Here is a 21119-nt window from a genome sequence, read left to right as displayed (position 1 = left end):
TGCGCTCTCCCACCATACGGGCACCCTCTCCTAACTCGAGACACGTCCGGGCAACCTGCGCATCACGGTTCCCGTGAGCGTTTCCACCTCAGAGATCCGCAGTCGGCGGGCAACCAGCACATACAGCACGGCGGCCCCCGCGCCTCCGATGGCCAGCGCCGCCACCGAGGTGATCAGCCGATAATAGAAAAGTTTGAAGAACAGTTCGTGGACTCCGAGAGCGAACACGAACGCCGGCACGGTCGCCACAGCGATCTTGGTGTGGGTGCGCACCATCAGCCCCGCGCCGAGCCCGCCCAGCCGCCGCCGAAGGATCGCCGCCGACAGCAGGCAACCGACCGTCCAGGAGATGCCGAGCGAGATCGCGATGCCCTCGACGATCATGTCGGTCGGCAGGATCGCGTAGCCGACGAGGCCGAGCGTGATGCTGATGACGATGGTGCCCATCGCCATCAGCGCCGGCGTACGCGTGTCGGCCAGGGAGTAGAAGACCCGCAGCAACAGCTGCTGCACGGCGAACGGCACCAGGGTCAGCGCGAACGCCTGCACGACGTTGGCGATCATCAGACCGTCGGCCAGGCCGGTCGCGCCGTGCGCGAAGAAGGCGGTGACCAGCTCAGGGCTGAGCGCGAACAGCAGCGCCGCCGACGGGATGATGATCACCGAGGTGAGGTTGAGACCCGATGCCAGGTCGTCACGGACCAGGTCCGTGCGGTTCTCGGCGGCGTGCCGGCTCATCCGCGGCAGCAGCGCCGTCATCACCGAGACGCCGACGATCGCGTACGGGAGCTGGAACAGCAGGTAGGCGTTGTTCCACGGAGTGAGCCCGACGCCGTAACCGAGGTGCTCGTGCTCCCCCCGCACCCCAGCGCGTACGGCGATGTTGGTGTTCACCACGAAACCGACCTGCATGATCGCGACGTACAGCAGGGTCCACATGGCCATGCCGCCGACCGGCGCGAGCTCATCGCGGCGGAAGTCGAAGCGTGGCCGAAAGCGGAAGCCGACCTTGCGCAGCGAGGGCCACATCGCGATGGTCTGGACGACGATGCCCAGCGTGGTGCCGCCCGCCAGGAGAGTGATCTCGTTGTTGCTGATACTGGACGGCGTGACGCCCGGGCCCGCCACGAGCAGGAACGCGCCGCCGATGATGATCACCACGACGCTGTTGAGCACCGGTGTCCACATCGGTGCGGCGAAGCTGCCGCGGGCGTTCAGCGAGGCGCCGGCCAGTGCACCGACGCCGTAGAAGAAGATCTGCGGCAGGAAGAACAGCGCGAAGATCACGGCCAGCTTGTGCTGCGCGGGCGTGAAGCCGCTGGCGTACAGGTCGACGAGCAGCGGCGCGCAGACCATCGCGATCGCGGTCAGGGCCAGCAGGCCGCCGAGCACGATCGTCAGCAGCCGCGCCTCGTACTCCTCGCCGTACCTGCGGTCCTTCTCCAGGGCGCGGACCAGCATCGGGACGTGCACCGCGGTGAGGATGCCGCCCAGCAGCAGGTCGTAGACGACGTTGGGGAAGGTGTTCGCGACGTTGTAGACGTCGCCGAGCGGCCCGGTGCCCAGCGCGATCACGATGACGGCGTTGCGGACGAAGCCGAGCGCGCGCGACGCCACGGTGCCCAGCGCCATGACGGCGCTGGACTTCAGCAGGCCGCCGACGCGGGAGCCGGAGGATCCGGCCTGCTCCGCCCGGACGTCCTCGGCGGTTTCCATGATCTGTGTGCTCGGGTCGACGATCGGGATGTCCGGCAGCGTGCTCGCCGCCTCCGATCGGCCCGGCTCCAGGTCACTCAAACGGACTCCTCCGCTCGCTCGGCTCTGCGGCGTACGACGCGTATGGCGACGCCGACGAAGAGTACGGCAAGTGAGACGCCGGTGATGAGCAGCGCGGTTCGCCCGTACGCGGTCGTCCGTACGTGCAGCACGTGCGGACCCGTGCCGAACGGGCGGCCGTCCGGGGCCAGAAGCTCGAGGTTGACGTAGGCGATGCCGTTGGTGGACGCCTTCATGTCGAGGGTGACCTGGTCCTTGTGCCCCGGCTCGAGCCTCAGGGTGCGGTTGACGGAGTCGACTCGCAGACGTGTCTTGTTCTGTGAGTAGGCGCGCAACGTGACGATGACGGTGCCGTGGTCGAGCCCGTTGGAGATGGTGATCGCGGTACGGCCCGACCTGCCCGCCATCGTGATGCCGTCGTTCAGCACCTTGATCTTGCCGATGTCGTGGTCGAGCTCATCCGTGAGCGTGTCGCGCAGTTTCGCGCCCTTGCGCGACTGGCCGTTCCACGCCGAGGACTCGGTGCGGGCGATGCCGAGGGTGAAGCCGCTGACGGTCGGGGTGAAGATCGAGGTGAACTGCCGGACCCTGGAACGGAGGTCCCGGACCTGGCGCAGGTAGTTCTTGCTCAGGCCGGAGTCCTTCTGCGCCTGGAAGACGCGGCCGGCGGCCGGGGTGTTCTCCGCCGCGCCCAGCGGCACGGCCTGCATCCAGGGCATCTTGGAGGTGTAGTACAGCACCGCCTTGGCAAAGGCCGGGCTGGGGTTCCAGCGGCGCGGCGGGGTGATGACGATGGTGCGGGACTTCTGGGGCGCCTCACCGGTGATCATGGCGGTCTCGGCCAGGAACCGCTGCTCGGCGGCGACCGTGCCGCCGGGCTCGGTCGTGGGGGTGGCCAGGATCTTGCGCAGGGTGTCGTCGTAGGCGACGAGCCTGACGTTCGTGCCCGAGACCATCTTGTGCGCGACCGGGTCCACGGTGTATGTCGCGGCGCGCGAGTCCGGCAGCACCGAGCTGCTCAGCAGGATGGTGCGGGAGCCACTGGCGACGAGCGAGGAGAGCGTGGCCTGGTCGGCGAGGCCGTCCGGGGGCATCGCCACCTCCGGCGTCGCGCCGCTCAGGCCGGCCGTCGCGAGCGTGTGCGTGCCCTGCTGGGCGGCGAACTTGACGTCGTCGCTCATGCCGTGCTGCGCGAGGGCCATCACGTCGGGATCGGCGTACGGCGTGGCGATGAGCCGGTCACCGGGGGCGGTGACCGCCGCGTGCAGCGATCGCAGCCAGTCGTTCGCCGCCACGCTCTGGGGCCGGGACGTGCCCTTGATGGAGTAGCCGTCGGTGTCGCCCATGCGGGTCGCGTCTTCGACCAGGCTCGGGTCGAGAAGCCAGCTCACCTGGGTGGTCGTCCGCGCCGCGGCGGCGACCAGATTCGACAGGCGGCCTCCGGAGCCGAGCTGGCGTTCGAGGCCGTCGTCGACGAACGTGGAGTCGTCGGCGCGGTGCGGCTGGTCGATGATCGGCCAGACCCAGGCCACCTTGGTCTTCTGGGGAATGCTGCCCGCGGGGTAGTAGGTGACGAACGTGCGCACGTGGCCGAGCACGGTGCCCGCGGCGCTGAGCACCTCCACCGAGATCGGGTAGACGCCGAACGTGCTCAGACCCATCTGACGTACCTTGAGCGACACCGACCAGGGCTGCTGGCCACCGACCGGCAGGCTCGTCGCGGCGAGCCGCTGCGGCCCGGCCTGCTGCGGGTCCAGCCCCTTGCCGTCGGCGTACGTCTCCAGCTCCCCGCGGTTGGCCATCGGCTGCGAGCGGAACCGCAGCCGTACCGAGACCCGCTGGTACCCGCTCTCGGACTGGTTGATCATCCGGCCGGTCACGTGCAGAGTCGAGTTCGCCCGGAGGTACCCGGCGGGATGGATCGAGGACAGCTTCACGCTGACGGGGGACTTGGGCGTGGGCTCGCGGTCCCGTGAGGCGCGCCCCTGCGAGGCGTGCGATGAGGCGTGAGTGTGCGCGGAGGACGGCGTCGGCTTCGGTGCCGCGGCGAACGCCGGCGCTCCGCTGAACAGCAGAGGCAGGACCAGGGCGATGAGTCGTCTCACGTGACGGCCACGAGGATCTCGGGTACGTGGGCGACGAGCCGGCGCTCGTCGGCGTGGGCGAGGCGGCCGGCCACCTCGGCGAGCGGGACCCAGGCGACCTCGGCGACCTCCGGGTCGGCGTCGGAAAGGATTCCGCCGGTCGCCAGCAGCAGGTGGTGGTGCACGGTCTTGTGGACCCGCCGGTCTCTGGACGGTGGGGCATGACGGGCATGACTCGCGGAGAACCAGTAGTCGATGGAGCCCAGGGGAGCGACGATCCGGCCGCGGATGCCGGTCTCCTCCTCCACCTCGCGCACCGCCGCCTCCTCGATCGTCTCCGCGCCTTCGATGTGTCCTTTGGGCAGTGACCACCGCAGCCGGCCATCACGGTCGTACCGGGCGATCAGTGCAGCTCGCGCGGCGCCCGCGATGTCGACGACCAGGCCGCCCGCCGACGTCTCCTCGCGATGAGGACCGGGCGGACCGGCGAGCCGTCGACGATTACGCGGGCGGGGCACGGCGTTATGGTAGTAGCCAGGCATGCGTAATCGGTCATTGCTCGGGGTGATTTCGCCGGGCCGCACCGAGAGCCCGCGCCCCGGGAGGTCGGTCGGGGTCGGTTGGTCGGGGGAGATTCGGCGGCAAGCCGGCCGCGCTGCCTGACATCTCATCGCCCTGCACCCCCGTATCAGAACAAATGAGGACCGGCAGGTAAGCGATTCCTGTTTTGCCTGCCACCTGCGAGGATCTACGCTCGATTGCCGTGTCGAACGAACTGACCTCCAAGCCGGCCGCCGCGATCAGTGAACTGCTGAGCCGCGTGGCCCCCCTCGCCAACGATCTCGGCCGGGTCTTCGCCGCGGCCGGCCACGAGTTGGCGCTGGTCGGCGGCCCCGTACGCGATGCTCTGCTGGGGCGTCCGGTCAGCGACCTCGACTTCACCACCGACGCCCACCCGGAGCGCATCCTCCAGATCGTCGACGGCTGGGCCGACGCGGTGTGGACGATCGGCATCGAGTTCGGCACGATCGGCCTGCGCAAGGGCGACCACCAGATCGAGATCACGACGTACCGCAGCGAGTCCTACGACCCGAAGTCGCGCAAGCCGGAGGTCGCGTACGGCACGTCGCTCATCGAAGACCTCGCGCGCCGCGACTTCGCGGTGAACGCCATGGCCACCCGGCTGCCCGGCCACGAGTTCGTCGACCCGTACGGCGGGCTGGCCGACCTGCGGGCCAAGATGATCCGCACGCCCGGCCGCCCGGAGGACTCCTTCGGCGACGACCCGCTGCGGATGATGCGTGCGGCCCGGTTCGCCTCCCAGCTCGGCTTCACCGTCGAGCCGGGGGTCCTGACGGCCATGACGGAGATGGCCGGCCGGATCGAGATCGTCTCGGCCGAGCGGGTCCGCGACGAGCTGTCCAAGCTGCTGACCGGCGCGCACCCGCGCCAGGGCCTGACGCTCCTGGTCGACACGGGCCTGGCCGCGCGAGTGCTGCCGGAGCTGCCCAAGCTCCGGCTGGAGATCGACGAGCACCACCGGCACAAGGACGTGTACGAGCACTCGCTGATCGTTCTGGAGCAGGCGATCGCGCAGGAGAAGGACGGCCCGGACCTGATCCTGCGGCTGGCTGCGCTGCTGCACGACATCGGCAAGCCGAAGACCCGCTCGTTCGTCGACGGCGGCCGGGTCACCTTCCACCACCACGAGGTCGTCGGCGCCTCGATGACCAAGGCGCGGCTCACTGCCCTGCGCTACCCCAAGGACGTCGTCGCGGACGTGTCGCGGCTGGTCGAGCTGCACCTGCGGTTCCACGGGTACGGCACGGGCGAGTGGACCGACTCGGCGGTGCGGCGCTACGTACGCGACGCGGGCCCCCTGCTGTCGCGGCTGCACAAGCTGACCCGCGCCGACTGCACGACGCGCAACAAGCGCAAGGCGGCGGCGCTGGCGCGCACCTACGACGACCTCGAACGCCGGATCGCGCGGCTGGAGAAGGAAGAGGAGCTCGCCAAGATCCGTCCTGAGCTCGACGGGCACGAGATCCAGCAGATCCTCGACCTGAAGCCGGGACCGGCCGTCGGCCGGGCCTACAAGTTCCTGCTCGACCTGCGCCTGGACCAGGGGCCGATCGGCAAGGAGGCGGCCGCGAAGGCGCTGCGCGAGTGGTGGCGTGACCAGGGCTGATCGGCCCTGCCATCATGGGGACGCATGTCCGCCGACGAGCTTCTCGCCTTCGACCGTGAGCACATCTGGCATCCGTACTCCCCCATGCCGGCCACCACGCCGGTCCATCCGGTGGTCTCGGCCCAGGGCGTACGCCTGACGCTGGCCGACGGCCGTGAGCTGGTGGACGGCATGGCGTCGTGGTGGGCGGCGATCCACGGCTACCGGCATCCCGTCCTCGACGCGGCGGTGACCGGGCAGCTGCGGGACATGGCGCACGTGATGTTCGGCGGGCTGACGCACCCGTCCGCGGTGCACCTGGCGCGGCTGCTGATATCGCTCACGCCGGAGCCGCTCACGAAGGTGTTCTTCGCCGACTCCGGATCGGTGTCGGTGGAGGTCGCGATCAAAATGGCGTTGCAGTACCAGCGTTCGCGCGGACGCGGGTCGAAGTCGCGGCTGCTGACGGTGCGCGGCGGCTATCACGGCGACACGTTCGGGGCGATGGCGGTGTGCGACCCGGTCGGCGGGATGCACCACGTGTTCGCGGACCTGCTGCCGCGCCACGTGTTCGCGCCGCCGCCGCCCAGCGCGTACGAGCCGGGGTACGCCGCGGAGCTGTCGCGGCTGGTGGCGACGCACGCGGACGAGCTGGCCGCGATCATCGTGGAGCCGGTCGTGCAGGGCGCCGGCGGAATGCGGTTCTACGATCCGGCGTGGCTCGGGCTGCTGCGCTCGCTCGCGGACGAGCACGACGTGCTGCTGATCCTGGACGAGATCGCCACCGGCTTCGGCCGTACGGGTGCGTTCTTCGCCTGCGAACACGCGGGCGTGTCGCCTGACATCATGTGCGTGGGCAAGGCGCTGACCGGCGGATACCTCACCCTGGCGGCGGCTCTGTGCACCGACCGGGTGGCGCGGGGGATCAGCGAGGGCGAGGCGGGAGTGCTCATGCACGGACCGACCTACATGGCCAACCCGCTCGCGTGCGCGGTCGCGGTGGCATCGATCGAGCTGCTGCGCGAGCGCGACTGGCGGACCGAGGTCGCCGCCATCGAGAAGGGGCTCACCGAGGGCCTGGCGCCGGCCCGGGCCCTGCCGGGCGTGCGCGACGTGCGGGTGCTGGGCGCCATCGGGGTGATCGAGATGGTCGAGGAGGTGGACGTCGCGGCCGTCCAGGAGACGGTGATGCGCGAGGGCGTATGGCTCCGCCCGTTCCGCAACCTCATCTACACGATGCCCCCGTACGTCACCGAGCCCGACGACGTCCACCGCATCACCACCGCCATGGTCGCCGCAGCCCACGCCTGATCAGACATGCAGGATGCCGACGCCTGTCGCCTCGCCGACGAGCGCGGACACATCGCCTGGGTCGCTGGTGAGAATCATGACCGGTCGCTGCTGGGCGAGAGCGGTGGCGACGACCATCGCGTCGACCGTCGCCGTGGCGGGCAACCCGCTGGCGCCGAGCAACTCACCCGCGCTGCGGCCCAGCTCCTTCGTCAGCGGTACCACGTCCACTTTCTTGAGCACCCGGTGGACACCGGCGTCTCGCGGCGAGCCACGAAGAACTTCGGTGAGAGTGGCGGCACTCGCCACCACCGGAGCCTGTCTCTTCCGCGCTTCGAGAACGTGCGGCACGACCATGGGGTCATCGACGGCGAGTTTGTACACGCCTTCAGAGTCGAGGACGAGAGTACGGGCTAGAACCCCTCTTCTGCCCACTTTGCTTCGAGTTCGCTCCACGCCTTCTCCGCCTTGTCGAGTGCCTCTTGGGGCAGGGGACCGTGCCGGGACACGTAGTCGGTGATGAGGTCGTCGAGGTTGTCCATCTGGATCTGACGCATCACTGCCTCCGTGACGTAACGGCTGAACGATCCGGAACCTACACGCTCCTTGACCCGACGGATGAGGGAATCCGGCATCGAAACGCTAACTTTCCGCACTCGGTCGGATACGTTAGGTTCGGAGCCGTCTGCCCGAGAAGACTTGCTCATGGGCTCAGGTTACTACCGGCGGTAGCAACACTCCTCTGATTTCTGGCGCCCAGCCAGTACGCCGCAGCGGCCATGGCGTAACCGCAGCCGATCAGCATCAGGGCACCGTACGACTTGCCGTTCGGCGGCAGGATGACCGCGGCGACCGCGAAGCCCGCCACGTACAGGCCGTTGAAGATCATGTCGTAGAACGAGAACACGCGGCCCCGGTAGGCGTCCGAGATGATCGTCTGGACGATCGTGTCCACGCACAGCTTCACGCCCTGGGCGGCGAGGCCCAGCAGGAAGCCGCCGACGATGAACGGGAACGCCGCGAACGGCGCGCCGAACACCACCTCGGCCACGGCCGCGAAGGCCAGTTGCACGGTGATCCACACTTCCTTGCTGATCCGTTCGGTGACCAGCGGCGTGACCACGGCGGCCAGGAAGTAGCCGGCGCCGGAGACGACGAGGGCGATCGCGAAGCCGCCCATGCCCGCCTCGGCGCTGCCGGTGAAGGAGTTGCGGAACAGCAGCACCGTCATGATCGTGGTGATGCCGTACAGGAAGCGGTGCGCCCCGATCGCCCCGAGGGCGAACGCGGCGGGACGGCGGTCGCGTACGTGCCGCGCGCCGTCGAGCAGGCCGCGCAGCACCCGCCGCACCGCCTCACGCGCCTCCGGACGGGCCGTCCGCAGCTCGGGGCCGAGCAGGTCGCGGCCGAGCCTCGTCGCGATGGCCGACGTCGCGACGTACGCCGCGGCGGCGCAGAACAGGATCAGCGCCGTGCCGTGCCGGTCGGCGCCGAACACCAGCCGCAGCAGGTAGCCGGCACCCGCGCCGGCGAACGAGGCCATCGTCCCGGAGGTGACCGACACGGCGTTCGCGGTGATCAGCTCTTGGCGGCCCACCACGTGCGGCAGCGCGGCCGACAGCGCGGACAGGAAGAACCGGTTGACCCCCAGTACCAGGAGCGCGGCGAACAGGAACGGCCCCTCGCGGCGCGCGTACACCAGCAGCGCCGCGGTGGCGACCAGCAGAAGCGCCCGGATCAGCGGCGCGTGGACGAGGATCTGCCGGCGCCGCCAGCGGTCGATGAAGACGCCGACGAACGGCCCGAGCACGGAGTAGGGCAGGAGCAGCACGGCCGCCGTGACGGCCGCCTCCGCCGCCGTCGCCTCCTGCTCGGGAGAGAACAGGACGTACCCGGCGACACCCACCTGGAACACGCCGTCGGAGAGCGCGGAGACGATCCGCGTCGCGAAGAGTCGGCGAAAGTCCCGCCCTTTGAGGACCAGCCGCAGATCCGACGCGTATGACACCAGCACAGCGTAGGGCAGCGGAACGCGAAGCGGCCGGTCGCCCCAGTACGGAGGCGACCGGCCGCGTGGCGGGAACCGGCGTCAGGAGAGCCGGACGCGCGGGTCGAGGAAGGAGTAGACGATGTCGACGACCAGGTTGCCGAGCACCACGAAGAACGAGGCGATCAGCACGACGCCCATGATGACCGGCAGGTCGCCGTTGGTCAGCGACTGGACGGTCATCTGGCCGATGCCCTGCAGGCCGAAGACGGTCTCGGTGACGAGCGTGCCGCCGATCAGGACGCCGATGTCGACACCCGCCTGGGTGACGACCGGCGTCAGGGCCGACCGCAGACCGTGCCGGTAGATGACACGCCGTTCGCGCAGGCCCTTGGCGCGGGCGGTGCGGATGTAGTCCTCACCGAGCACGTCCAGCAGCGAGCCGCGGGTCAGCCGGGTGTAGATGGCCGACTGCAGCAGCGCCAGCGTGATCCACGGCATGATCATGTGCTCGAACCACTGCACCGGGTTCTCCCCGAGCGGTTTGTACTGGGTCTGCGGGAAGATCTGCAGCTTGACCGCCAGGACGTACTGCAGCGTCATACCGACGATGAACGCCGGCATCGAGATTCCCACCAGCACCGACAGGGTGATGCCACGGTCGAGGAGCGTGCGGGCGCGTGTCGCGCTGATGACGCCGGCGACGAGGCCGGCCGCCAGCCACAGGACGGCCGCCCCCAGGATCAGGGACAGGCTGGCCGGCAGCGCCTGCTTGATCATGCTGGTGACCGAGGCCTGCGTGGCGAAGGAGTAGCCCAGGTCGCCGTGGAGCAGCCGCGTCAGGAAGTGCCAGTACTGCACCGGCAGCGGGTCGTCCAGACCCAGCCGGTGCCGGACCAGGGCGAGCGTGGCCGGGGTCGCGGACTTGCCGGCGAAACGGGCCGCCGGGTCCTTGGACGTGGCGAAGAACAGTATGAACACGCCCAGGGTGACGATCCACAGGACCAGGATTCCGAAGAGGATCCGTCGGATCAGGAAACGAAACATATCGGTGTTCCCTACTTCCTCTTCTTCTTCCGATTGGCCTTCTGCGCCGCGAACAGCCGCTCGGCCCGCGGGTCGAGAGCGTCCCGTACGGCGTCACCGAGGATGTTGAAGGCCAGCGTGGTGATGAGCAGGAAAAGCGCCGGGATGAACAGCGTCCACCACGCGACCGTGTACGTCTCGGTCGCGTCGGAGAGCATGTTGCCCCAGCTCGGCGTGCGGGGGTCGATGCCGGCGCCGAGGAACGACAGCGTCGACTCGAAGATGATCGCGGTGGGGATCGTCATCGACCCGAGCACGGTCACCGGCGCGATCAGGTTGGGGATCACGTCGATGAACATCGTGCGGACGCTGCCGGCGCCGAGCGACCGGGCCGCCTCGATGAACTCCCGCTCCTTGATCTGCAGCACCTGCCCTCGCACGATCCGGCCGATCGAGGCGAAGGAGAAGAAGGTGATGACGAAGATCGTCAGCGGGGTGCTGGCGCCGAAGGCCGCGGCGAGCGCGATGGCGAACAGCAGGTATGGGAACGACAGCGTCACGTCCATGAAGCGGGCGAGGACCGTGTCGATGGCGCCGCCGTAGTAGCCGGCCGCCGAGCCGATGATCACACCGAAGATGACGGCGAGGAGCGTGGAGACCAGGCCGACGAGAAGCGAGATCCGGGCGCCGTACACGGCGCGGACGAGGATGTCGCGGCCGAGCCGGTCGGTGCCGAGCGGGTGGTGGCCGTTCGGGCCGACCGGCAGGCCGTCGGCGGTCTGGCCCAGCTTGCGGTCGCCGAAGTCGGGGGCGTAGCCCACCCACTTGGCGATGAGCGGCGCGATCAGCGCCATGACGATGAGCAGGACGATCACCACGATGGCGGTCATCGCGGCCTTGTCCTGGCGGAGGCGGGCCCAGGCGAGCTGCCAGGGGCTGCGGCCTTCGATCTTGCGTCCGTCGGGCTCCTCGCTCGCGGGCGGGACCGAGGCCTCGGCTTCGAGATCAGTGAGGCTCATGATCGATACCTATGCGCTCGGGAGCGTGGGCTCGGTGGACAGCTGCTCGATCGCCGCTTCCTCGGTGGCGAGGTTCTCGGCCGGATCGACGGGGTAGTGACACGCGGTCACGTGGTCCGCGGTGTCGCCGTCCCGCGCGGTCAGCTCAGGCACGAGCTCGACGCAGTTCGGCTGCGCCTTCGGGCAGCGCGGGTGGAACCGGCAGCCGGACGGCGGCCGGATCGGCGAGGGCACGTCACCGGTGAGCACAATGCGCTCCCGGCGCTCGGCGGCGTCGGGGTCGGCGATCGAGGCCGCGGAGAGCAGCGCGTTGGTGTACGGGTGACGGGGCTTCTCGTACAGGTCCTCGCCTTCGGCGTACTCGGCGATCTTGCCGAGGTACATCACCGCGACCCGGTCGCTGACGTAGCGCACGACCGACAGGTCGTGGGCGATGAAGACGTAGGTCAGGCCGAGCTCTTCCTGCAGATCCTTCAGCAGGTTGATGACCTGGGCCTGGATCGAGACGTCGAGCGCGGAGACCGGCTCGTCGCAGACGATGAGCTTCGGCTTGAGGGCCAGCGCCCGCGCGATGCCGATGCGCTGCCGCTGTCCGCCGGAGAACTCCGCCGGGAACCGGTTGTAGTGCTCGGGGTTCAGGCCGACGAGCTCCATCAGCTCCTGGACGCGCTTCTTGCGGTCGGCGCCCGACGCGATGCCGTGGATGTCGAACGGGTCACCGATGATCGCGCCGACCCGGCGGCGCGGGTTCAGCGAGCCGTACGGGTCCTGGAAGATCATCTGCACGTCGCGGCGGAACGGCTTGAGCTGCCGGCCGCGCAGCTGGGAGATGTCCTGGCCGTCGAAGACGATCCGGCCCTTGGTGATGGGATGCAGGCCGGTGATGCAACGGGCGAGAGTCGACTTGCCGCAGCCGCTCTCGCCCACGATGCCGATCGTCTCGCCGCGCCGGATCCGCAGGCTGACGCCGTCGACCGCGTGTACGCGGGCGATCTCGCGCTTGAAGATGATCCCTTGCTTGATCGGAAAGTGCTTGTAGACGTCGTCGATCTCGACGAGGACGTCCGCGTCCTGACTCACTGCGCCTCCCCGGCGTCCACGACGGTAGCTGCGGGCGAATCCGCCGACCGGCCGAGCTCGGCGGCCTCCTGCCGCAGGCGGTCTGTCTCCGCGTCGAGACCGGCGGCCTCCTTGGGCAGCCAGCACGCGGAGGTGTGCCCGAGGTCGGGGAAGCCGTCCTTGTCGCCCACGGCCGTCAGCGGCGGCTCCTCCGGAACACAACGGTCCATGACGTATTCGCACCGAGGGTGGAAGGCGCATCCCGTCGGGAGGTTGATGAGCGAGGGCGGCTGCCCGGCGATCGGCTTGAGCCGCGTCTTGGCGCCGGTCGAACCGGGGATCGATTCCAGCAGGCCCTTGGTGTACGGGTGGTGGGGGCGGTAGTAGAGCGACCGCCGGTCCGCGTGCTCGACCGGTTTGCCGCCGTACATCACCAACACGTCGTCGGCGAGGTCGGCGATCACCCCGAGGTCGTGCGTGATCATGATGAGCGCGGTGTCGAACTCACGCTGCAGCCGCAGCATGAGGTCGAGGATCTGGGCTTGGACGGTCGCGTCGAGCGCGGTGGTCGGTTCGTCCGCGACGATGAGCTTCGGGTTGAGCGCGAGCGCCATGGCGATCATCGCGCGCTGACGCATACCCCCGGAGAACTGGTGCGGGTAGTCGTCGACGCGCTGGCCGGGCTCGGGAATGCCGACCATGCCGAGAAGTTCGATCGCCCGCTTGCGGGCCTGGGCCTTGGTGACGTCCGGCTCGTGCTGCCGGATCATCTCGACGATCTGCTTGCCCACCTTGTAGAGCGGGTGGAGGCTCGACAGGGGGTCCTGGAAGATCATCGCGATCTCCTTGCCACGGACGCGACGAAGCTGCTCGTCGGTCATGGCCAGAAGGTCCTGGCCCTCGAAGAGGGCCTCCCCATCGATCAGAGCGCCTGCCGTCAGGCCGAGAAGCGTCTGGGTCGAGACGCTTTTCCCGGATCCTGACTCACCGACGATCCCAAGTGTCTTTCCTCGCTCGACGGTGAACGACACTCCGCGGACGGCCTGGACCAATCCGTCAGATGTGTCGAAAGAGACCTTTAGGTCTCGAACCTCGAGAAGGCTCATGTCCTCCCCTTCGAAAAACTAGCGCCTCATCTAAGAGCCACAGCATGTCTACCTGATAACGGCTCTGCCTGCGACATCACCGTCTAGCGAGTACGCGGCCCGGCTCACTTGAGCCGTCGTACAGCACTGCGGCCGGGCTCGCCGCCACCGACGCGCCCGGCCGCCAATACTCGCTGTGGTGCGTCAGCTACTGGAGCTGATCCACAGGTTGGTGAAGTCGAACTGCTGAGCGATCGGCAGCCACGTGGCGCCCTTGACCCGCGAGGAGTGGTACCACGGGGTCTTCTGCGCCATGAAGGGCACGATGGCCGCGTCCTTCATGATCTGCTGGTCGGCCTGGTGCCAGTAGTTCGCGGCCTCGTCCGTCGTCTTGGCGGTGAGGGCCTTGTCGATGAGACCGTTGGTGGTGGGGCTGTCGTAGTCACCGTAGTTCGAGGTGCCATCGGCCCAGTTGCGGCCGTCGAACAGCGGGGAGATGACCGCACGGCCGTTGTTGCCGAACCAGTCCGGCACCCAGCCCGGAGCCGCGACGTCCCACTTGCCGGCGAGCGTGTTGTCCGTCTTCTGCAGGAACTGCGTGTAGAAGTCGGCCTGCGGAACCGGCACGCCCTCGACGGTGATGCCACACGCCTTCAGGTCCTGCGCGTAGCTCTGGAAGATCGCCGGGTGGTTGCCCGCCTGGCGGTAGGCGGCCTTGACCTTGAGGCCGTTCGGGTAGCCGGCCTCGGCGAGCATCTGCTTGCACTTGGCCGGGTCGCCCTGGCTGCCGTTCGTCGGGTACAGGTTGTAGTCCTGGTAGCCGACGCTGTCCGGCGGGATGATGGTGTTCAGCGGCGTGTTGTACTTCGGGCCACCGTAGATGCGGGCCAGCGCCACCTTGTTGATGGCGTACTCGATCGCCTGCCGCACCTTGAGCTTCGACATCGCCTTGTTGGCGTTCGGGCTCCGGAAGTTGAACACCAGGTACGGGTTGGAGACCGGCGGGCCGTTGACCGTCAGGTTCGGGTCGTTCTTCTGCGCGAGGCGGCCGAGCGCCGACGCCGGCACCGGCTGGTCGAGGGAGATGTCGGCGTTGCCGCCCTCAAGCTGCTGCTGGACGGTCTCGGGCGACTCCTGGCCCTCGGTGACCTCGATGCGGTCCACGTACTGGTGGCGCAGCGGGTCGGTGTCCTGCTTCCAGCTGGTGTTCTTCTCCAGCACGATCTGCTTGCCGGGGTTGAACACCGTGACCTTGTACGGACCGGCCGACACCAGGTGACGGAACTGGTCCGGGCTGCCCGGCACGTACTTGTAGTACTCGACCGGCACGGCCGACGCGAAGGTCATGCCCAGCAGGCTGATGAAGTCCGAGGCGGGCTTGGTCAGCGTGACCTGGAGCGTGTAGTCGTCGAGCGCCTTGACACCGGAGATGTCGTGGCTGTTCTCGTAGTTCTCGATGCCCTTGGGGTCCTGCTGGAGCTTCTTGTCCTTCAGGAACGGGTCGCAGTACGACTGCATGCCCTTGATGTTGGGCACGTAGTAGTTCGGCGCACCGACCGGGGAGGCCGGGTTGCACATGTGCTTGAAGGCCCGCACGAAGTCGCCGGCGACCATCGGCCGCGGCGGCTGCGAGTCCCACATGATGCCCTGACGGACCTTGATCTTGTAGGTCAGGCCGTCCTTGCTGATGCCGCCGTTGTCCACCGTCGGCATCTCGGCCGCGGCGTCCGGCACCGGGGTGCTGGCCGCCTTCGGGTCCTTCGACGCGGGGTAGGCGAACAGCTGGCGCGAGTAGGTCCGCTGGAGGGCGCTCGAGACCGTGCTGTAGGCGCTGGTCGGGTCCAGGTTCTCCTGACCACCGGCACCGACGATCTTCAGCGTGCCGCCCTTCTTGGGCTTGCCGTCATCAGAGCCGCTGCCGCCGCCGCTGCCGCCGCCGCAGGCGGCAAGGCCGACAGCGAGCGCGCCGATGGCGGCCGCTGCCTTTAGCCCCGTCGTTCTACCAGTCATGTACGCCCTCCTCCGGCCTTGCGGCCGTCTTACGCTATGGGGTCAAAGCATGCCGGGGCAGGCACGCCTCAAGGTGCGAGAACACCCTGAGCCGGAGTCACTGTCCAGCTCAGATTGGTAAAGAGTGGGACTGGTTACTCAACCGTTCAGATCGCGAGACAAGCCCGTGACAACGTGACGACATACCGTTAATGGGGCATCGCACTACGTGTCGCAAAAAGCTGGGGGAGTCCTGGCCGGCGTATCCGCTCTGGTCGAGCCCTTTCCTCTCTCGCATTCCCGTCGCGACAGACTGCCGACGCTGGAGCGCCTGAGATAAGGCCTTGGCGTTCTAGCAGGTCACGGCCGTCCATCAAGGGGATTGTAGGCCGGTCGCCCCAGAACGCCGACATCAGGAGGCCCGCACGCGGAATCGCGTGCGGGCCTCCTGAGGCGTCGCGGAAGCCACCGCTCACATCCGCGGTGACGGTGACTATCCGCTCGCTAGCGTCGCTACCGTTCGTATCCTCGGCGCGGCAGCTCGTTCGCTACCGCTCGTGCTCCAGATCGCAGTAGCTCCTCACTCGCTTCGCGGGCGGCTCGTACCTCACCGCCCACTCCGCTCGCTCGTTCGCTACCGCTCGTGCTCCAGATCGCAGTAGCTCCTCACTCGCTTCGCGGGCGGCTCGTACCTCACCGCCCACTCCGCTCGCTCGTTCGCTACCGCTCCACCTTGCCGGCGATGAAGTCTTCGACCGCCTGGTGGGCCTGGTCGTCGTTGTACTGGACGGGCGGCGACTTCATGAAGTACGAGCTCGCCGACAGGATCGGGCCGCCGATGCCGCGGTCCTTGGCGATCTTGGCGGCGCGCACCGCGTCGATGATGACGCCGGCGGAGTTCGGGGAGTCCCAGACCTCGAGCTTGTACTCCAGGTTCAGCGGCGTGTCACCGAAGGACCTGCCCTCCAGGCGGACGTAGGCCCACTTGCGGTCGTCGAGCCACGGCACGTGGTCGGACGGGCCGATGTGCACGTCGGCCTTTGCCATCTCGTGCGGGATCTGCGAGGTGACCGACTGGGTCTTGGAGATCTTCTTGGACTGGAGGCGCTTGCGCTCCAGCATGTTCATGAAGTCCATGTTGCCGCCGAAGTTGAGCTGGTACGTGCGCAGCAGCTCGACCCCGCGGTCCTCGAACAGACGGGCCATCACGCGGTGCGTGATGGTGGCGCCCACCTGGGACTTGATGTCGTCGCCCACGATCGGGACACCGGCGTCGGTGAACTTCTGGGCCCAGGCGGGGTCGCTGGCGATGAACACCGGCAGCGCGTTGACGAACGCGACCTTGGCGTCGAGGGCGGCCTGGGCGTAGAAGCGGTCGGCCTCCTCCGAGCCCACCGGCAGGTACGACACGAGCACATCGGCCTTGGTGTCCTTGAGGACCTGCACGACGTCCACCGGGGTCTCGTCGGACTCCTGGATGATCTCGCGGTAGTACTCGCCGAGGCCGTCGAAGGTGTGGCCGCGCTGTACGGTCACCCCGGACGGCGGGACGTCGCAGATCTTGATCGTGTTGTTCTCGCTGGCCACGATCGCCTCGGACAGGTCGCGGCCGACCTTCTTGGCGTCCACGTCGAACGCGGCGACGAACTCCACGTCACCGACGTGGTAGTCACCGAACTGGACGTGCATCAGGCCGGGAACACGAGTGTCGGGCGAGGCGTCCTTGTAGTACTCGACTCCCTGGACGAGCGAACTCGCGCAGTTGCCGACACCGACGATGGCGACGCGCACTGAACCCATGCGGGGTGCTCCTTTTTCTCTTGATGCCGGGACGCGCTCGCGTCTCTCAGCGGTTCTCTTCCTCTTGTTGCTGTGCGCGCTCGCGCCCGATCAGCTCGTTGAGCCACCGGACCTCGCGCTCGACCGACTCCAGCCCGTGCTGTTGCAGCTCGAGCGTGTAGTTGTCGACTCGCTCCCGAGTGCGGGCCAGCGCGGCACGTACGCCCTCCAGCCGTTCCTCGAGGCGGCTGCGCCGACCTTCGAGAATCCGCAGCCGTACGTCGGCGCGGGTGTGGGCGAAGAAGGCGAAATGCACCCCGAAGCCCTCGTCCTCCCAGGAAGCGGGGCCCGCCTCGGAGAGGAGCTCCTGCAGGCGCTCCTTTCCTTCGGCGGTGAGCTTGTACACGATCTTCGAACGGCGGGTCGCCGCCGGCCGGACCACGGCGGGCTCCTGGTCGTCCTCGGTGATCAACCCCTGTTCGAGCAGTTGCTTCAGACAGGGGTAGAGCGAGCCATAGGAGAAGGCGCGGAACATGCCGAGCAGAGCGTTGAGCCGTTTGCGCAGCTCGTAGCCGTGCATCGGGGACTCGTGGAGCAGCCCGAGCACTGCGAGCTCGAGCTCGCCACCCTTGCCTCTCATGAACCCCTCCGTCCGACCACTCGCCTCGATGTATCGCTCGAATGTATCGAACCGATACATCAGAACGATACGGCGACGGGTAGGCGGCCGCAAGCGCCCACGCGGACGGGGTTTCCGTCACTCGGGCGAGAGAGGAGCGAGCCTGGGGCTGGGGCCGGCCTTGCGCTGCGTCGTACGCTGCTGGCATGTGGTCGCAGCGAATGGTCGTCGACTACGGGCTCGCCCGGCGGGCCACCCTGTCCGACCTGTTCTCCGGGGGGCTGACCGTCGACGACGCCTGCGACGCGCACCCATACCTCCTGAGGGCCGCCAAGTACCACGGGGAGCCGACCGAGAAGGTGTGCCCCGTCTGCCGGAAAGAGCGGCTCACGCATGTGACGTACGTCTACGGTGACCAGCTGGGCCGCTACGCCGGACGCGTCAAGGCCACCCCGGAGCTCCAGCAGATGGCCCACGAATTTGGGGAGTTCCGGGCGTATGTGGTCGAAGTGTGCCAAAGTTGTGGCTGGAACCACTTGACTCTCTCGTACGTACTAGGGCATGGGGAGGCCCCCTCCGACGAGGGCAGAACCGCACGCTCGTAGCCGCGTTCCGACGCGGAAACCCCGAGTGGTGGTCTCGGTCGCTTGCCCACCCCAGTACTGTCGGACGGATTGACCGCCGTACCCCAGTGAACGAGGTCGCGTGAGTTACGGAAGCGATTACGGGCCAGAGTACGGGCAGCGGGGACGAGAACGGCCCACCCCGCCGACCCGACCGCAGACGCCGGTCGGGCGGTCGGACATGCCATCCCTGCCCAGCGGATCGCCCGCAGGGGGCCTCGAACGCTACGGAGGCCCACCCCGCCGCGGTGACGGACCACCGCGCCGCCCCGGCGGTCCGGGAGGACGCCCCGGCGGGCCGGGTGGGCCGGGTGGCCCGGGACGGCGGCGCACCGCCAACGGCAGCACCGGAGGCGGGCGCGGCCCGCGCGGCGGCGAGCCGCCCAAGACCGGCTGGCGCCGTTTCATGCCCTCCTGGAAGCTCGTGCTCGCCACCATGGGGATCGGTACGCTCGCCAGCATCTGCATGGTCGGCGTCGCTTACGCGATGGTGAAGGTTCCCACGGTCAACCAGACCAGCACCGACCAGGGCGCCACCGTCTACTGGAACGACGGGTCGCAGATGATGAAGATCGGCAGTTCCCGCACTGTCGTTCAGCTCAACCAGATCTCCAAGCCCATGCAGCAGGCCGTGGTCTCCGTCGAAGACCGGAACTTCTACCACGAGTCGGCGGTCTCACCGACCGGTATCACCCGAGCGCTCATCAACGACCTCAAGGGCGGCTCCACACAGGGCGGCTCGACCATCACCCAGCAGTACGTCAAGAACGCCTACCTGAACCAGGAACAGACGATCTCCCGGAAGTTCAAAGAGATCTTCATCTCGGTCAAGGTCGGTAAGCAGCAGGACAAGGACCAAATCCTGCAGAACTACCTCAACACCATCTTCTTCGGCCGTGGGGCGAACGGTGTCGAGGCGGCGGCGCAGGCGTACTTCGGCAAGCACGCCAGCGCGCTCACCGTGCCAGAGGCCGCGATCCTCGCCGCGCAGGCCAAACAGCCGGGTTACTACGACCCGGCGATCAAGTCGCACCTGCAGGACACGGTGAACCGGTACGACATCGTCCTCCAGGCCATGGTGCGGTCCGGCGCGATCTCCCAGACGGACTACCTGAAATACAAGGACCACCTGCCGAAGGTCAAGCCGCGGTCGAAGGGCAACGCGCTGGGAGGCCAGAAGGGCTTCCTGTACGAGCGTGTGAAGAACGCCCTCAGCGGCATGGGCTACTCCGATCAGCAGATCGAGAACGGTGGCCTGAAGGTCTACACCACCTGGGACAAGACGCTGCAGGCAAAGGCGCAGCAGACCGTCGAGAACGACCTGAAGGCCCGCCACATGCCCAAGGACACCCGTGTGGGCCTGGTCACGATGGATCCGACCAAGGGCGAGATCCTGGCCGCCTACGGCGGTGCGGACTTCGTCAAACGCCAGGTCGACGACGCCTACTACTCGACGGCCCAGGTCGGATCGTCCTTCAAGCCGTACGTGCTCGCGACCGCGCTGAAGAAGGGCATCAGCCTCAAGACGATCATGAACGGCAAGTCGCCGCAGTATTTCACCACCGACGGCGACAGCGTCGCGGCGGGCACGCCCGGCGCGACGAGGTTCATCAACGACGAGGCCAACGCGCCCAACCCGTACGTCAACCTCGTCCAGGCGACGGCGGACTCCCTCAACACCGTCTACGTGCCACTGGGCTACAAGGCGGGCTGGCAGGACGTCTACAACCTCGCGAAGTCGGCCGGACTGCCGAAGCAGGGGCTGCAGGACGGACATCCCGGTGAAGGTGGTTTCTTCCTCGGCCAGTCCGATATCGCGCCGGTCTACCAGGCGAGCGGCTACTCCACCATCGCCAACGACGGTAACTACATCACGCCGCACAGCATCCGACGGGTCGTCGACCCGACGACCGGCAAGACCAAGCAACCGACGATCGAGCGTCACTCCGCCTTCAGCGCGGAGGTCGCGCATGACGTGCAGTACGCCATGCAGTCGGTCGTGACCCGCGGCACCGGCAAGAACGCCGCCGTCCCCGGGCGTGAGGTGGCCGGCAAGACCGGCACCACCAACGACAACGTCGCCGCCTGGTTCTCCGGCTTCACTCCGAAGCAACTGGTGACGACGATCGGCATGTGGCGGTTCCAGGACCGCACCAAGAAACACGCGGCCAAGACGATCCCGCTGCAGAACGTCGGCGGCTACCCCGCGATCAACGGTGGTGACCTTCCGGCCACGATCTGGCACGACTACATGTCGAAGGCGCTGAGCCTCAGCAAGTACAACGAGGTCACGCACTTCCCGCCGCCGGCGTACGTGGGTAACACCGACCTGTCGCAGACGCCGCCGCCGACCACGAAGCCGACGCCGGAGAACACTCCGACGCCGACCTGCCTGCCGTACCAGAACCCGACGAGGGATAACTGCAAGCCCAGCGACGGCGGCAACCAGAACCCGAACTGCACCCTGCACCCGAACCGGCCGAACTGTCCGGAGACCTCGCCTCCGGCATCGCCGACCTGCAAGCGCATCGTCGGCTGCGAGTCGCCGCCGGACGGGAACAACAACGGAGGACAGGGGCCGAACGCCCGCGCCGCGAGGCCGATCGACGAATAGCC

The 21119-nt window shown here is 68.1% G+C and carries 17 protein-coding genes; 4 read left to right on the top strand and 13 right to left on the bottom strand.

Features of this window, described 5'->3' with window-relative positions:
* Positions 1–30: 30 nt before the first annotated feature.
* Genes murJ through OG417_RS01840 form a run of 3 tightly spaced genes read right to left on the bottom strand, consistent with a single transcriptional unit; the run spans position 31 to position 4378 of the window.
* Positions 31–1797, bottom strand: a complete 1767-nt coding sequence (gene murJ, locus OG417_RS01850) for a murein biosynthesis integral membrane protein MurJ (RefSeq protein ID WP_329248749.1) — start codon at positions 1795–1797, stop codon at positions 31–33.
* A complete protein-coding gene (locus tag OG417_RS01845; protein ID WP_329248746.1) occupies positions 1794–3881 on the bottom strand; it encodes a DUF6049 family protein in 2088 nt (695 codons plus the stop codon). The genes murJ and OG417_RS01845 overlap by 4 nt, the downstream gene beginning before the upstream one ends.
* A complete protein-coding gene (locus OG417_RS01840) occupies positions 3878–4378 on the bottom strand; it encodes an NUDIX domain-containing protein (protein WP_329248744.1) in 501 nt (166 codons plus the stop codon). Before OG417_RS01840 ends, OG417_RS01845 begins: the two co-directional genes overlap by 4 nt.
* Positions 4379–4623: 245 nt before the next feature.
* Between OG417_RS01840 and OG417_RS01835 the strand changes: the two genes are divergently transcribed.
* Positions 4624–6048, top strand: a complete 1425-nt coding sequence (locus OG417_RS01835) for a CCA tRNA nucleotidyltransferase (protein ID WP_442875649.1) — start codon at positions 4624–4626, stop codon at positions 6046–6048.
* Positions 6049–6072: 24 nt separating this feature from the next.
* Positions 6073–7338 (top strand): adenosylmethionine--8-amino-7-oxononanoate transaminase, encoded by a 1266-nt coding sequence (locus tag OG417_RS01830; protein WP_329248741.1) that lies wholly within the window; start codon positions 6073–6075, stop codon positions 7336–7338.
* On the opposite strand, the gene OG417_RS01825 is transcribed toward OG417_RS01830, so the two are convergent.
* The 10 genes from OG417_RS01825 to OG417_RS01780 all read right to left on the bottom strand — a co-directional run bounded on the left by OG417_RS01825 (position 7339) and on the right by OG417_RS01780 (position 17901).
* Positions 7339–7674, bottom strand: coding sequence for a type II toxin-antitoxin system VapC family toxin (locus OG417_RS01825; protein ID WP_329248739.1), 336 nt, complete (start codon positions 7672–7674; stop codon positions 7339–7341). It abuts the gene before it with no gap.
* A 56-nt stretch (positions 7675–7730) separates the two neighbouring features.
* Complete coding sequence (locus OG417_RS01820; protein ID WP_329248736.1) at positions 7731–7874, bottom strand: hypothetical protein; 144 nt, start codon at positions 7872–7874, stop codon at positions 7731–7733.
* Between the two features lie 146 nt (positions 7875–8020).
* Positions 8021–9325, bottom strand: coding sequence for an MFS transporter (locus OG417_RS01815; RefSeq protein WP_329248733.1), 1305 nt, complete (start codon positions 9323–9325; stop codon positions 8021–8023).
* An 81-nt stretch (positions 9326–9406) separates the two neighbouring features.
* Complete coding sequence (locus OG417_RS01810) at positions 9407–10351, bottom strand: ABC transporter permease (protein WP_329248730.1); 945 nt, start codon at positions 10349–10351, stop codon at positions 9407–9409.
* Between the two features lie 11 nt (positions 10352–10362).
* On the bottom strand, positions 10363–11349 hold the full coding sequence (locus tag OG417_RS01805) for an ABC transporter permease (RefSeq protein ID WP_329248728.1): 987 nt from the start codon (positions 11347–11349) through the stop codon (positions 10363–10365).
* A gap of 9 nt (positions 11350–11358) precedes the next feature.
* Positions 11359–12429: an ABC transporter ATP-binding protein gene (locus tag OG417_RS01800; protein WP_329248725.1), complete on the bottom strand. Its 1071-nt coding sequence runs from the start codon at positions 12427–12429 to the stop codon at positions 11359–11361.
* Positions 12426–13514: an ABC transporter ATP-binding protein gene (locus tag OG417_RS01795; protein WP_329248722.1), complete on the bottom strand. Its 1089-nt coding sequence runs from the start codon at positions 13512–13514 to the stop codon at positions 12426–12428. Before OG417_RS01795 ends, OG417_RS01800 begins: the two co-directional genes overlap by 4 nt.
* 183 nt (positions 13515–13697) lie before the next feature.
* Positions 13698–15503, bottom strand: a complete 1806-nt coding sequence (locus tag OG417_RS01790) for an ABC transporter substrate-binding protein (RefSeq protein ID WP_329248719.1) — start codon at positions 15501–15503, stop codon at positions 13698–13700.
* 699 nt (positions 15504–16202) lie between these two features.
* Positions 16203–17282, bottom strand: coding sequence for an inositol-3-phosphate synthase (locus tag OG417_RS01785; RefSeq protein WP_329248716.1), 1080 nt, complete (start codon positions 17280–17282; stop codon positions 16203–16205).
* A gap of 46 nt (positions 17283–17328) precedes the next feature.
* Positions 17329–17901, bottom strand: a complete 573-nt coding sequence (locus OG417_RS01780) for a PadR family transcriptional regulator (protein WP_329248714.1) — start codon at positions 17899–17901, stop codon at positions 17329–17331.
* A 185-nt stretch (positions 17902–18086) separates the two neighbouring features.
* Between OG417_RS01780 and OG417_RS01775 the strand changes: the two genes are divergently transcribed.
* Positions 18087–18485, top strand: a complete 399-nt coding sequence (locus tag OG417_RS01775) for a DUF5318 family protein (protein ID WP_329248711.1) — start codon at positions 18087–18089, stop codon at positions 18483–18485.
* A gap of 424 nt (positions 18486–18909) precedes the next feature.
* Complete coding sequence (locus OG417_RS01770; RefSeq protein ID WP_329248707.1) at positions 18910–21117, top strand: transglycosylase domain-containing protein; 2208 nt, start codon at positions 18910–18912, stop codon at positions 21115–21117.
* The last annotated feature ends 2 nt before the right edge of the window (positions 21118–21119 follow it).

It is taken from the genome of Actinoallomurus sp. NBC_01490, assembly GCF_036227085.1.
Lineage (GTDB): Bacteria > Actinomycetota > Actinomycetes > Streptosporangiales > Streptosporangiaceae > Actinoallomurus > Actinoallomurus oryzae.
The sequence above is the reverse complement of the archived record's forward strand: the minus strand, read 5'-3'. Positions and strand labels throughout refer to the sequence as shown.

What these genes read in the sequence shown, in the direction of transcription:
- OG417_RS01780 (WP_329248714.1), bottom strand. Translation starts at nt 17,901, where the DNA reads ATGAGAGGCAAGGGTGGCGAGCTCGAGCTCGCAGTGCTCGGGCTGCTC.
- OG417_RS01775 (WP_329248711.1), top strand. Translation starts at nt 18,087, where the DNA reads ATGTGGTCGCAGCGAATGGTCGTCGACTACGGGCTCGCCCGGCGGGCC.
- OG417_RS01830 (WP_329248741.1), top strand. Translation starts at nt 6,073, where the DNA reads ATGTCCGCCGACGAGCTTCTCGCCTTCGACCGTGAGCACATCTGGCAT.
- OG417_RS01785 (WP_329248716.1), bottom strand. Translation starts at nt 17,282, where the DNA reads ATGGGTTCAGTGCGCGTCGCCATCGTCGGTGTCGGCAACTGCGCGAGT.
- OG417_RS01810 (WP_329248730.1), bottom strand. Translation starts at nt 10,351, where the DNA reads ATGTTTCGTTTCCTGATCCGACGGATCCTCTTCGGAATCCTGGTCCTG.
- OG417_RS01795 (WP_329248722.1), bottom strand. Translation starts at nt 13,514, where the DNA reads ATGAGCCTTCTCGAGGTTCGAGACCTAAAGGTCTCTTTCGACACATCT.
- OG417_RS01770 (WP_329248707.1), top strand. Translation starts at nt 18,910, where the DNA reads ATGCCCTCCTGGAAGCTCGTGCTCGCCACCATGGGGATCGGTACGCTC.
- OG417_RS01790 (WP_329248719.1), bottom strand. Translation starts at nt 15,503, where the DNA reads ATGACTGGTAGAACGACGGGGCTAAAGGCAGCGGCCGCCATCGGCGCG.
- OG417_RS01825 (WP_329248739.1), bottom strand. Translation starts at nt 7,674, where the DNA reads ATGGTCGTGCCGCACGTTCTCGAAGCGCGGAAGAGACAGGCTCCGGTG.
- OG417_RS01805 (WP_329248728.1), bottom strand. Translation starts at nt 11,349, where the DNA reads ATGAGCCTCACTGATCTCGAAGCCGAGGCCTCGGTCCCGCCCGCGAGC.
- OG417_RS01820 (WP_329248736.1), bottom strand. Translation starts at nt 7,874, where the DNA reads ATGCGTCAGATCCAGATGGACAACCTCGACGACCTCATCACCGACTAC.